Annotated in this window: 9 protein-coding genes; 1 reads left to right on the top strand and 8 read right to left on the bottom strand. The window is 69.8% G+C overall.

Features of this window, described 5'->3' with window-relative positions; translation table 11 throughout:
* The 7 genes from AOZ53_RS27195 to AOZ53_RS27225 form a co-directional block, all read right to left on the bottom strand.
* Positions 1-1,525 (bottom strand): efflux transporter outer membrane subunit (locus AOZ53_RS27195; RefSeq protein ID WP_054490151.1); only part of this gene is annotated, 1,525 nt, incomplete at its 3' end.
* The gene (locus AOZ53_RS27200) at positions 1,522-4,632 is read right to left on the bottom strand and encodes a multidrug efflux RND transporter permease subunit (protein ID WP_054490153.1); all 3,111 of its coding nucleotides are present in this window, start codon (positions 4,630-4,632) and stop codon (positions 1,522-1,524) included. The genes AOZ53_RS27195 and AOZ53_RS27200, both read right to left, overlap by 4 nt.
* Positions 4,629-7,727 carry an MdtB/MuxB family multidrug efflux RND transporter permease subunit gene (locus AOZ53_RS27205; RefSeq protein WP_054433211.1) on the bottom strand — a complete coding sequence of 1,033 codons (3,099 nt, stop codon included), beginning with the start codon at positions 7,725-7,727 and terminating at the stop codon, positions 4,629-4,631. Before AOZ53_RS27205 ends, AOZ53_RS27200 begins: the two co-directional genes overlap by 4 nt.
* Before the next feature lie 15 nt (positions 7,728-7,742).
* Positions 7,743-9,020 (bottom strand): MdtA/MuxA family multidrug efflux RND transporter periplasmic adaptor subunit, encoded by a 1,278-nt coding sequence (locus tag AOZ53_RS27210; RefSeq protein WP_054490155.1) that lies wholly within the window; start codon positions 9,018-9,020, stop codon positions 7,743-7,745.
* Between the two features lie 135 nt (positions 9,021-9,155).
* The gene (gene zapD, locus AOZ53_RS27215; protein ID WP_054433256.1) at positions 9,156-9,908 is read right to left on the bottom strand and encodes a cell division protein ZapD; all 753 of its coding nucleotides are present in this window, start codon (positions 9,906-9,908) and stop codon (positions 9,156-9,158) included.
* A 42-nt stretch (positions 9,909-9,950) separates the two neighbouring features.
* Positions 9,951-10,598 (bottom strand): dephospho-CoA kinase, encoded by a 648-nt coding sequence (coaE, locus tag AOZ53_RS27220; protein ID WP_054433209.1) that lies wholly within the window; start codon positions 10,596-10,598, stop codon positions 9,951-9,953.
* A 79-nt stretch (positions 10,599-10,677) separates the two neighbouring features.
* A complete protein-coding gene (locus AOZ53_RS27225; RefSeq protein ID WP_054477844.1) occupies positions 10,678-11,532 on the bottom strand; it encodes a prepilin peptidase in 855 nt (284 codons plus the stop codon).
* Between the two features lie 193 nt (positions 11,533-11,725).
* Between AOZ53_RS27225 and AOZ53_RS27230 the strand changes: the two genes are divergently transcribed.
* Entirely contained in the window at positions 11,726-12,490 is a 765-nt protein-coding gene (locus tag AOZ53_RS27230; RefSeq protein ID WP_054490157.1) for a copper resistance protein NlpE N-terminal domain-containing protein, read from the top strand.
* Between the two features lie 147 nt (positions 12,491-12,637).
* Here AOZ53_RS27230 and AOZ53_RS27235 read toward each other — a convergent pair whose 3' ends face one another.
* Positions 12,638-13,138, bottom strand: coding sequence for a response regulator transcription factor (locus tag AOZ53_RS27235; protein ID WP_054490159.1), 501 nt, complete (start codon positions 13,136-13,138; stop codon positions 12,638-12,640).
* Between the last annotated feature and the right edge of the window lie 2 nt (positions 13,139-13,140).

Raw genomic sequence — 13,140 nt, forward strand, 5'->3', positions numbered from 1 at the left:
CCGCCTGCGGCGCGGCGGGCGCCGTGGCCTGCGATCCGCCGCCGGCCGCGCCCGCCCCTTGCGCGGGCAGCCCGTTCCAGCCGCCGCCCAGGGCAACGATCAGGTTGACGCTGGCCACCAGGCGGTTGCCATACAGGCTGAGCGCGCTGCGCTCGTTGCTGAGCGCGGTGGCGTCCACCACCGCCACGCTCAGGTAATCCACCAGCCCGGCCTTGTACTGGTTCTGCATCAGCCGCAGCGATTCGCGCGCGGCCTCGAGCGCGCGGCGCTGCACGGTCTGCTCGTTCTCCATCACGCGCAGCTGGATCAGGTAGTCCTCGACTTCGCGCAGCCCGGTCAGCGCCGCCTGCCGGTAAGCCGCGGCCTGCGCGTCGTAGGACGCGCGCGCCTGCTCGACCTGCGCCTGGCGCGCGCCGCCGTCAAAGATCGTCAAGGCCAACGCCGGCCCCAACGACCAGAAGCGCGCCGGGGCGGTCAGCAGCTCGGCGAACTGACCGTTGCGGAAGCCGCCATCGGCCGACAGCGTCAGGCTGGGGAACCAGGCCGCCTGCGCCACGCCGATCTGGGCGTTGGCGGCGGCGGCGCGGCGCTCGGCGGCGGCCACGTCGGGACGGCGCTCCAGCAGTTCGGAAGGCAGGCCCACCGGGATCTGCGGCAGCTGCACCGAGAACGCCGCCGGCGGCAGGCTGAAATGCGACGGCGCCTGGCCCATCAGCACCGCGATGGCGTGCTCGTACTGGCCGCGCTGCCAATCCAGGTCGATCGACTGGGCCCGCGTGCTCTCGACCTGGGTGCGGGCCACGGCGACGTCGGCCTGGCCGACGACGCCCACGCTGTAGCGGTTCTGCGTCAGTTGCAGCGATTTCTCGTAGGCGGCCACGGTCGCGTCCAGCAGGCGCTTCTGCTCATCGAGCACGCGCAACTGCAGATAGGCCTGCACCAGCGCGGCCTGCGCGCTCAGGCGGGTCGCCGCCAGGTCGGCCAGGCTGGCCGACGCGCTGGCCTCGGAGGCCTCGACATTGCGGCGCACGCGGCCCCACACGTCCAGCTCCCAGCTGACGCTGCCCGTCAGCGAATACTGGTTGGACACGTTGCCGCCGCCCGACGACGAGGACGACGAACCGCCGCTGCCGCCGCCGCTGCCCGAGCGGGTCAGGCCGGCGCCCGCGCCCACGGTGGGGAAGAACCCGGCGCGCGCGCCGCGCACCAGGCCCAGCGCCTGGCGGTAATTGGCCTCGGCCTGGGCGATGGTCTGGTTCGACGTGTTGAGCGCGTCCACCAGGCCATTGAGCGTGGCGTCGTCATAGACGCGCCACCACTGGCCGCGGTCGGCGTCATCGCGCGGTTCGGCGCGCTTCCAGCCGGGCACTTCGTCCTGCCCTTCCTTGTAGGCCGCGCCCACGTCCAGCGCCGGCCGCTGGTAGTCAGGGCCGACGGCGCAGGCGGCCAGCGCGGCGCACAACGCCAGCGTGATGCCGGCGCGCGGCAGGAAGACGGAAGGGAAAGGCTTGGCGTTGCGGATCATAGTTGTTCTATCGAAGCGGCCCCGCCGCGCCGGGCGCGCCCGCGCGCGGCCCAGAGGCGGAAACGGTCAAGGTAGAGATAGACCACCGGAGTGGTGTACAGCGTCAGGATCTGGCTCAGCACCAGCCCGCCCACGATGGTAATGCCCAGCGGCTGGCGCATCTCGACGCCAGCGCCGGTGGCCACCACCAGCGGCAGCGCGCCAAAGATGGCGGCCATGGTCGTCATCATGATCGGCCGGAAGCGCGTCAGGCAGGCCTGGAAGATGGCTTCCTTGGGCGCCATGCCCTGATTGCGCTCGGCCTCGAGCGCGAAGTCCACCATCATGATGGCATTCTTCTTGACGATGCCGATCAGCAGGAACACCCCGATCAGGGCGATCAGCGTGAAATCGGTGCGCACCAGCAGCAGGGCCAGCAGCGCGCCCAGCCCGGCCGACGGCAGCGTCGACAGGATCGTCAGCGGATGCACGAAGCTCTCGTACAGGATGCCCAGCACGATATACATGGTGACCAGCGCGGCCAGGATCAGCCACGGCTGCTGCGCCAGCGTCTGCTGCAGCGCCGCCGCCGTGCCCTGGAAGCCGGCCTGGATCTGATCCGACGGCAGGCCGATGCGCGCCACCGCGGCGTCGATGGCGGCGGTGGCCTGCCCCAGCGACACGCCCGGCGCCAGGCTGAACGACACCGTGTCGGCCACGAACAGGCCCTGGTGCTGCACGCTGAGCGGCGCGTTGGCGTTCTCGAAGCGGGCGAAGGCCGCCATCGGCACGCGCGTGCCGGCCGACGTGATCACCTCGACCTGCTTGAGCGACTCGATATCCTGCGCGAACTTCTGGTCCACCCCCAGCACCACGTGATACTGGTTCAGCGGCCCGTACATCACCGACACCTGGCGCTGGCTGAAGGAATTGTTCAGCACCGTGGAGATGGTCGACATGCTCACGCCCAGCCGCGTGGCGGCGTCGCGGTCGATCACCAGGTTGATCTCGCGGCCCTTGTCCTCGACGTCGGTGTCGACGTCGGTGATCTCGGGGACCTTCGACATGGCCTGCTGCACCTTGGGCATCCAGGTGCGCAGCAATTGCAGGTCGCCGGACATCAGGGTGTAGTCGTACGAGCCCTGGCTCTGGCGGCCGCCGATGCGGATGTCCTGCTGCGACACCAGGAACATGCGCGCGCCCGGCATGTTCTGCAGCCGCGCCCGCAGGCGGTTGATGACCTGGTCGGCCGACACGCCGCGCTCGGCCAGCGGCTTGAGCTGGATCTGCATGAAGCTGCTGTTGCTGCCGCCGCGCCCGCCGGCGAAGCCGGTCATGCTTTGCACCGCCGGATCGGCCAGCACCACCTTGCGCAGCGCCTCCAGCTTGGGCACCGTGGCCTGGAACGAGGTGCCCTGGTCGACCCGGAAGAAACCCAGCAGCTGGCCGGTGTCCTGCTGCGGAAAGAAGCCCTTGGGCACCGCCGTGTACAGATACACGTTCAGGCCCACCGCCGCCGCCAGGATCAGCATCATCAGCCGGCCGTGCGCCAGCGCCCAGGCCAGGCTGCGGCGGTAGCCGTCCTGCATCCAGGCGAAGCCGCCCTCGGCCCAGCGCGCCAGGCGGCCCGGCGGCTTCGGCTCCTTGGGTTCGGCCTTGAGCAGACGCGCGCACATCATCGGCGTCAGGGTCAGCGACACCACCAGCGACACCATGATGGACGCCGACAGCGTCACCGCGAATTCACGGAACAGGCGTCCCACCACCCCGCCCATCAGCAGGATCGGAATGAACACCGCCACCAGCGACAGGCTCATCGACAGCACGGTGAAGCCCACCTCGCGCGAGCCGCGCAGCGCCGCCCGCATCGGCGACATGCCGTTCTCGACGTGGCGCATGATGTTCTCGAGCACCACGATGGCGTCGTCCACCACGAAGCCGGTGGCCACGATCAGCGCCATCAGCGAGATGGTGTTGAGCGTGAAGCCGCACAGATACATGATGCAGAAGGTGCCGATCAGCGACACCGGCACCGCGACGCTGGGAATGATCGCCGCGCGCCAGCGCCGCAGGAACAGCAGCACCACCAGCACCACCAGGCCCACCGCGATGACCAGCGTCAGCTCGGCCTCGTGCAGCGAGGCGCGGATGCTGGGCGTGCGGTCCTGCGCCACGGTCAGCTGCACGTCGGCCGGCATCAGCGCCAGCAGCACCGGCAGCTGGGCCCGCACCGCGTCCACGGTCTCGATGATGTTGGCGTCGGCCTGGCGCCGCACGATCATCAGGATCGCGTTGCGCTGGTTGTAGAAGCCGGTCTGGTACAGGTCCTCGACCGAATCCTCGACCCTGGCCACGTCCGACACCCGCACCGGCGCGCCGTCGCGCCAGGCCACGAGCAGCGGCCGGTACTGTTCGGCGCGGCTGAGCTGATCGTTGACCATGATCTGCCAGTGGTACTGGTCGTTTTCCAGCACGCCCTTGGGGCGGTTGGCGTTGGCGTTGGCCAGCGCCGTGCGCACGTCGTCGAGCGAGACGCCGCGGTTGGCCAGCGCGCCCGGCAGCACCGTCACGCGCACCGCCGGCAGCGAGCTGCCGCCCACCGTCACTTCGCCCACCCCGTCCACCTGCGACAGCTTCTGCGCCACGATGGTCGAGGCCAGGTCATACATCTGGCCCTGGCTCAGCGTGTCGGAGGTCATCGCCAGCGTCATGATGGGCGCGTCGGACGGATTGGACTTGTGGTACGTGGGGTTGCTGCGCAGGCTGGTCGGCAGCAGCGAGCGGGCGGCGTTGATGGCCGCCTGCACGTCGCGCGCCGCGCCATTGATGTCGCGCGACAGGTCGAACTGCAGCGTCACGCGGGTCGAGCCCTGGGTGCTGCTGGAGGTCATCTCGGTCACGCCGGCGATGCTGCCCAGCGAGCGTTCCAGCGGCGTGGCGACGCTGGAGGCCATGGTCTCGGGGCTGGCGCCCGGCAGGCTGGCCGACACCGAAATGGTGGGAATGTCCACCTGCGGCAGCGGCGCCACCGGCAGCAGGAAGAACGACAGCATGCCGGCCAGGACGATCGCCAGCGACAGCAGCGTGGTCGCCACCGGCCGGACGATGAAGGGCGCCGACAGGATCACGGCGCGCTCCCGGCGCGCGCCTCGCGCATGCCGCGCCAGCGCCGCGACATGCGGTCGAACATCAGGTAGATCACCGGCGTGGTGAACAGCGTCAGCACCTGGCTCAGCAGCAGGCCGCCCACCATCACCAGGCCCAGCGGCTGGCGCAGCTCGGCGCCGGTGCCCGTCGACAGCATCAGCGGCAGCGCGCCGAACAGCGCCGCCAGCGTGGTCATCAGGATCGGCCGGAAGCGCAGCAGCGCCGCCTCATGGATCGCCGCGCGCGGCGACAGGCCGCGCTTGCGCTCGGCGTCGAGCGCGAAGTCGATCATCATGATGGCGTTCTTCTTGACGATGCCGATCAGCAGGATGATGCCGATGATGCCGATCATGTCGAGCTCGGTGCCGCTGATCAGCAGCGCCAGCAACGCCCCCACCCCGGCCGACGGCAGCGTCGACAGGATGGTGATCGGGTGGATGTAGCTTTCGTACAGCACGCCCAGCACGATGTACATGGTGACGATCGCCGCCAGGATCAGCCACAGCGTGCTCGACAGCGAGTTCTGGAACGCCAGCGCCGCGCCCTGGAAGCGCGTCTCGACGCTGGCCGGCATGCCGATCTCGGCCTCGGCCGCGGTGATCGCCTCGACCGCGGCCGACAGCGACGCGCCATGCGCCAGGTTGAACGACACCGTGACCATCGGGAACTGGTCCAGCCGGTTCACCGCCAGCACCGTCTTGCCCTCGGTGATGCGGGCGATGGACGACAGCGGCACCTGCGCCCCGGTGGAGGTCGGCACGTGGATCTGGCCGAGCGAGGCCGGGTTCATCTGGAACTGCGGCTGCACCTCCAGCACCACGCGGTACTGGTTGGATTGGGTGAAGATGGTCGAGATCAGGCGCTGGCCGAAGGCGTCGTACAGCGCCTCGTCCACCACCGCCGCCGTGATGCCCAGCCGCGAAGCCGCGTCGCGGTCGATCTCGACCCAGGTCTGCAGGCCGTCGTCCTGCAGGTCATCGGTCACGTCCTTCAGGCCCGGCACCTGGCGCAGCCGGTCGATCAGCTTGGGCGTCCATTCGCTCAGCACCTTCAGGTCCGGGTTGGACAGCGTCATCTGGTACTGCGTGCGGCTGACCCGGTCCTCGATGGTCAGGTCCTGCACCGGCTGCATGTAGACGGTCACGCCGTCCTGCTTGCCGAAGGCCTCCTGCAGCCGCGCCATCACGGTCGGCAGGTCGCCCTTGCGCTCGGACTGCGGCTTGAGCGCAATCTGCATGCGGCCGGCGCTGAGGGTGGCGTTGCTGCCGTCCACGCCGATGAACGACGACACCGCCTGCACATCGGGATCCTCCAGCGCCAGCCGCGCCGCGGCCTGCTGGCGCTCGGCCATGGCGGAGAAGGAAATCGACTGCGGCGCCTGCGTGATGGCCTGGATCAGCCCGGTGTCCTGCTGCGGGAAGAAGCCCTTGGGAATCAGGATGTACAGCAGCACCGTCAGCGCGAAGGTCGCCAGCGCCACCAGCAGCGTCAGCGGCTGGTGCCGCAGCACCTTCTGCAGCATGCGGTCGTAGGCGGCGATGGTGCGGTCGATGAAGGCCCCGGTGACCTGGTGGAAGCGGCCGTGCTTCTGCTCGGACTCGGCGCGCAACAGGCGCGCGCACATCATCGGCGTCAGCGTCAGCGACACCACCAGCGAGATCAGGATCGACACCGCCAGCGTGATGGCGAACTCGCGGAACAGCCGCCCCACCACCTCGGTCATGAACAGCAGCGGGATCAGCACCGCGATCAGCGAGAAGGTCAGCGAGATCAGCGTGAAGCCGATCTGCGAGGCGCCCTTGAGCGCGGCCTGCAGCGGCGTCTCGCCCTCTTCGATGTGGCGGGCGATGTTCTCGATCATGACGATGGCGTCGTCCACCACGAAGCCGGTGGCGATGGTCAGCGCCATCAGCGTCAGGTTGTTGATGGAGAAACCGGCCAGGTACATGATGCCGAACGTGCCCACCAGCGACAGCGGCACCACCACGCTGGGAATCAGCGTCGCCGTGATGCTGCGCAGGAACACGAAGGTCACCATCACCACCAGCGCCACCGCCAGCAGCATCTCGAACTGCACGTCGGCCACCGAATCGCGGATGGTCTGGGTGCGGTCCGACACCACCGTCACGTCCAGCGTGGCCGGCAGCGCGGCGCGCAGTTGCGGCAGCAGCGCCTGGATGCGGTTGACCACGTCGATGACGTTGGCGCCGGGCTGGCGCTGGATGTTGAGCAGGATGGCGGGCTTGTCGCCGGCCCAGGCGGCCTGGCGCGTGTCCTCGGCGCCCTCGACCGCGCGCGCCACGTCCGACAGGCGCAGCGGCGCGTTGTTCTTGTAGGCAATGATCAGGTCGTTGTAGTCGGTCGGCGACTTGAGCTGGTCATTGGCGTTGATGGTGGTCGAGCGCAGCGGCCCGTCCAGGTTGCCCTTGGGCTGGTTGACGTTGGCGCCCACCACCGCGGTGCGCAGGTCGGTCAGCCCCAGGCCGTTGGCCGCCAGCGCCTGCGGATTGACCTGCACGCGCACGGCCGGGCGCTGCCCGCCCGCCACGCTCACCAGGCCCACGCCCGGAATCTGCGACAGCTTCTGCGCCACCCGCGTGTCCACCAGGTCGCGCACCTGCGGCAGCGGCATGGTGGGCGAGGTGATCGCCAGCGTCAGCACCGCCGCGTCGGCCGGGTTGACCTTGTTGTAGGTCGGGGGCACCGGCAGGTCGCTGGGCAGCAGGTTCGACGCCGCGTTGATGGCGGCCTGCACCTGCTGTTCGGCCACGTCCAGCGGCAGCGTCAGGTTGAACTGCATGGTGATGACCGAGGCGCCGCCCGAGCTGGTCGACGACATCTGGTTCAGGCCCGGCATCTGGCCGAACTGCCGCTCCAGCGGCGAGGTCACCAGCGACGTCATCACGTCCGGGCTGGCGCCCGGATACAGCGTGGTCACCTGGATGGTGGGGTAATCGACTTCGGGCAGGGCCGAGACCGGCAGCAGGCGGTAGGCGATGAAGCCGGCGATCAGGATGGCCACCATCGACAGCGTGGTGGCCACGGGCCGCAGGATGAACAGGCGCGACGGGCTCACGGCGTGGCCCCCCGCTTATCGCGTCGCGGGCGTGGTGCCCGCCGGCGCGCCCCCGCCCAGCGACTTGTCCTTGGCGGCGGGAATCACCTCGTCGCCGCCCACCACGTCGACCTTGGCGCCGGCGCGCAGGCGGTCGGTGCCTTCGGTCACGACGCGGTCGCCCGGCTGCAGGCCCTCGTTCACGGCCACCATGCCATTGTTGATGGCGCCCAGCTTGACCTGCTTGACCTGCACGGTGTTGTCCGGCTGCACCAGGAACACGAAGGCGCCGGCCGACCCCTGCTGCACCGCCGCCGTCGGGATCGCCGTCACGCCCTTGCGCGTCAGCACGTGCAGGCGCACGTTGACGAACTGGTTGGGGAACAGCGCGTCGTCCTGGTTCTCGAATTTGGCCTTGAGCTTGAGGGTGCCGGTGGTGACGTCGATCTGGTTGTCCAGCGTCGCCAGCGTGCCGGAGGCGATGCGGCGGGTATCGGCGCGGTCGTAGGCCTCCACCGCCAGGGTCTTGCCCTCGGCCAGCTCGGCGCGCACTTCCGGCAGTTGCGTCTCGGGCAGCGTGAAGACCACCGAGATCGGCTGCGTCTGGGTGATCACCACCAGGCCGTTGGTGTCCGAGCTGGACACCAGGTTGCCGCGGTCGACCTGGCGCAGGCCCAGCCGGCCGCTGATCGGCGCGGTGATGCGGGCGTAGTCCAGCTGCAGGCGGGCATTGTCGACATTGGCCTGGTCGCTCTTGATGGTGCCTTCGTATTGGCGCACCAGCGCGGCCTGGGTGTCGACCTGCTGCTTGGCGATCGAGTCCTGCTTGAACAGGGCCTGGTAGCGCTGCAGGTCGCGGCGCGCGTTCTCCAGCAGCGCCAGGTTCTGCATCTGGGTGCCGCGGGCCTGGTCCAGGGCCACCTGGAAGGCGCGCGGGTCGACCTGCGCCAGCAGGTCGCCGGCCTTGACCTGCTGGCCTTCCTGGAACGGCACGTCGACCAGTTCGCCGCTGACGCGGCTGCGCACGGTGACGGTGTTGTAGGCGGTCACGGTGCCCAGGGATTTGAGGAAGATGTCGATGTCCTGCGTCACGGCGCTGGCCACCCGCACCGGCACGGCCAGGTTGGCCATGGCCGCGGCCATGTTGGGCCGTCCGCCGCCGGAGCGCCCGCCGGGGCCGCCGCCGCCCGGCTTGGCCGCCGGCCGCAACGCCAGCCAGGCGATGCCGGCCACCACCAGCAAAAGCACCGCTAACCCGATGATTCTGCGGCGGGTCCAGCGAGAGGGCGGAGAAACGGGACGGCTATCGGACATGGGGAACGGTTCCGGCACTGACGGAGAAAGCCGTATTGTGACCTAGACGACCGACATTTCAGCCATTGTCCGTTACTGCTGAAATCGGCCGCAACAGGAATCGGGGCGGGATGACCCCCGCCCGCGCCCGCCGGACTACGAATTGCAGAGCGTGATCTGGAAGGGGATGCTGCGCGCCACCTGCTGGGGCTTGAATTCGCCGTCCTGGGTCGAAAAGCGGATCCAGATCATGTACTTGTTCGCGCTGATCTCGGGAAAGACCCCCTGCGCCGGATCGACCCAGACGCGCAGCAGCTGGAACTGCTTGCCGCCCAGCATCTCCTGGTAGGCGCCCTGCTCGGCCACGATGTCGGTCTTGCGGCCGGACTCGCGCAACAGGCGCAGCGCCAGGGTCAGGCCGTCGTTCAGGGCGGTGAAGGGCGCCAGCCAGGCCTGCAGGTCGGCGCAGCGCGCGGCTTCGGACTTGTGCTGCCAGGCGTAGTACGACGGCATGTCGACCTGGGTCGCGCCGCCGGGCACGGCCAGGCGGCCGCGCAGGCTGGTGAGCCATTCGTTCTCGCGCAGGGATTGGCCGGTCTTGCCGGGCGCCGCCAGGGCCGAGGCCACTTTTTCGAGTTCGCGCAGCATGCCTTCGAGCGCGTCCTGCGCCACCCCGGGGTGGTCGCGCAGGCCCACCAGCGCCACGCGCTGGCGTTCGAGGTCCTGCAGCACCGAGCCTTTGACGTCGGTGCGCTCGCAGACATCGAGCAGGTCGAACAACGAGGTGACGGCGACCTGGTGCTGGCGTGAATCCCCCTCGCGGGCAAAGAAGAACAACCTGTCGAACAGGTATTCAAGCCGCAGGTAGGCGCGGATGCGCTCATTGAAGGGATATTCGTAAACAATCACGCTTGTAAACAGGCCCATCAGAGGTCGGCCGGCGGGCCGAGATTATTCAGGGGTGCCGGCCAAGCCCGGGGCTTGCCGGCCCGTCGTGGCCGCCAACGTGAGCCAGCGATCATGCAGGGTCTTCGCCTGCACGCGCAATTGCTCCGGCGATGTCGCGCCGCCATTGTCGATGACGTCGTCCGCGACTTCGAGCCGGTCCGCCCGCGCAGCCTGTGCCGCCATGATACGCCGGATGGCTGAGTCCGTCAGCCCGCTGCGCGACTGCACGCGGGCCACCTGCGTGTCGGGATCGCAATCGACCACGCAGATGCGGTCGACGCGGTCGCGCCAACGCCCGATCGACTCGACCAGCAACGGCACCACGAACACCAGATAGGCGCCTTGCGCGGCCTCGGCCTGGCGTTCGGTTTCGTGGCCGATGGCCGGGTGCAGGATGGCTTCCAGGCGCAGGCGGACCTGCGGATCCGCAAACGCGCGCTCGCGCATCCAGTCGCGGTCGAGGGCGCCGGCCGGCGTCAGCGCGTCGGGCCCGAATTCGCGTTCGATGGCGGGCATCGCGGCGCCGCCGGCCGCGGTCAGCGCGCGCGCGATCTCATCGGTATCGACCACCGACGCGCCCCATTCGCCCAGCATGTCGGCCACGCGCGATTTGCCCGAGCCGATGCCCCCTGTCAGACCGATCTTGAACATGTTCGTCCTTCGTTTGCGGCGCGGACCGGACAGGACCGCCGCGCCATCGGGCGCGAGCCGCCGCTGGCCGCGCGCGCGTTCAATGCAGCAACCATCCCAGGCCCTGCTCGCCGCCCAGCAGCAGCACGGCCACGCCCGCCAATGCCAGGTACGGGCCGAACGGCAGCGCCTGGCCGCGGCTGGCCCGGCCGCTGAGCGTCAGGGCGCCGCCCACCACCACGCCGACCACCGACGCGCCCAGCAGCAGCATCGGCAAGGCGCCGACGCCGAACCAGGCGCCCAGCGCCGCCAGCAGCTTGAAATCGCCGTAGCCCATGCCTTCGCGGCCGGTCAGCAGCCGGAATGCATGAAAGATAACCCACAGGAACAGGTAGCCGGCCACCGCGCCCACCACCGCCATCGACAGCGGCGTGAAGGCGTCGAACAGATTCACCAGCAGACCGGCCCAGGCCAGCGGCAGCGTGATCGCGTCCGGCAGCAGGGTCGATTCCAGGTCGATCCAGGCCAGCGCCACCAGCGCCGCCGACAGGCCCATGGCGCACAGCGCGATGGGCGTGGCGCCGAAACGCCAGGCGCAGGCGGCGAACAGGAGGCAGGTGATCGACTCGATGGCGGGATAGCGCCAGCCGATCCCGGCCCCGCATGCGGCGCAGCGGCCGCGCAGCGCCAGCCAGCCCAGCAGCGGCAGGCGGCGCCAGCCGGTCACCGGGGTCTCACAGCTCGGGCAATGCGAGGCCGGCGCCAGCAGGCCGGAATCGGCGGCCGGCCGGGCCTGGCCCGCGGCCTCCTGGCACTGCGCCTGCCACTCGCGCTCCATCATGCGCGGCAGGCGGTAAGTCACCCGCGTCAGCCAGCCGCCGACCAGCAGGCCGGCCAGCGCGGCCAGCGCGATGAACGCCGCCAGCGGCACCGGGAAGACATGCCACAGCGTCATGCGCGCTCCCGCGACGCGGTCCGTCGCGCCGGCGCGCGAGCGCTGGCGGCAAGGCGGCGGGCGGGCAGCCGGGAGCCGTGTCGTAATTTGTGCATAAAGTGCCGGCAACGCCTTTCAGGATGATGGGGATCGTATCGAATCTTCGCATAAGTGCGTAAAATCGGAGACAGACTCAACTTACGGATCAGCTGCCATGGCCGCGCGCGTCGAAATCCTTACCCGCCCCCGCAAACTCAGCATGATGGGGCTGCTGCTAGCGGGCACGGTGCTGGGTGCCGCGGGCTGCGCCCAGCAACGCACCGAAGGCTATTACGATCCTCCGGTCGAAAGCACCGTCACCGACGCCCAGTACCAGGGTTCCGGCGCCGGCTACCGCACCGTGCTGCGGGCGCCCTCGCAGGTGCAGATCGCGCTGAAACCCGACCAGAAGAAGACCCCGACCCAGGCCGCCGCGGCCCAGGGCGCCACCACCGAGGACGGCCAGCCCATGCCGGAAGGCGCGGACAGCGGCGCCGCCGCGGCCCCCGCGCCCGTCCCGGCGCCCGCCGCCGCGCAGAGCGCCGCCGCCAACAGCCTGGTGCCGCAGCCGCAGACCTACATGGGCACCCTGCCGTGTTTCTCGCCCGCCATGCAATGCACGGCGCAACGCGTCACCCTGACCCTGGCGCCCAACGGCCGCTGGCGCGGCCGCACCGCCTACCTGGAAAACGATCCCCAGAAGGCCGCGCCGATCGTCGAGCAAGGCTGCTGGGACGCCACCGACGAGCGCCCGCCGCGCGTCCTGCTGCTCGACAGCAAGGGCAACATGCGGGTCGAATTCGTGGTCGCCGCCAACAACGTGCTGCGCGTGCGCTCCATCGGCGGCCAGACGCCCAACCTGAACTACAACCTGACCCGCCAGCCGGACCTGGATCCGATCGACGAACTGGCCAAGGCCCAGGCGCCCCAGTGCCCCTGAGCCCGGCGGGCCGGGCATCGACCCTGGCCTGACCCTTCCCCCCCACAGGGCCTGCCGGATGCCGCATCCGCAGGCCCTTGGTTTTTGCGGCGGGCCCCGGGCGACGTGACGGCCCATGCATGGTCGGTCGGCTCTATAAGTAAGTGCCTACTTACTCCAATACCCTTTATTGATAAGCGATGCGCAACAATCCGCAAGAATGACGTGGACCGGCTCCGCCCGCGGCGCATAGCGCGTGACTGGCGCGGGACCATCCGGCGCGGGCGGGATCGGTGCGGGCCGGGCCGGATCGAGCGCGGTCGGCTCGAATGGCGTCGGCCCGGGCTGGGCGGGTTCGCGCAGGGGCCATTCATGCAGGGGCTCGGCCGGCCCCGCCGCGCCCCGCCCGCACGGCAGCGGCGCGCCCAGCACCGGCGACACGCCCAGTTGCCCATGGGCGCACAGCCGGCAGGCCAGCTGCATGGCGTTGCGCACGCCCAGCTTGGCGAAGATCCGGGCGCGATGGGCCTCGGCGGTGCGCAGGGAAATGTCCAGGTCGATCGCGATGACCTTGTTGGGACGGCCGGCCGCGACATAGGCGACGATCTGGCGTTCGCGCGGCGTCAGGGTGGACAGGAGGCGATCGAGGTCGGTGCGGGGAACGTGCATGG

The organism is Achromobacter sp. 2789STDY5608621 (assembly GCF_001299375.1).
Taxonomy (GTDB): domain Bacteria; phylum Pseudomonadota; class Gammaproteobacteria; order Burkholderiales; family Burkholderiaceae_B; genus Achromobacter; species Achromobacter insuavis.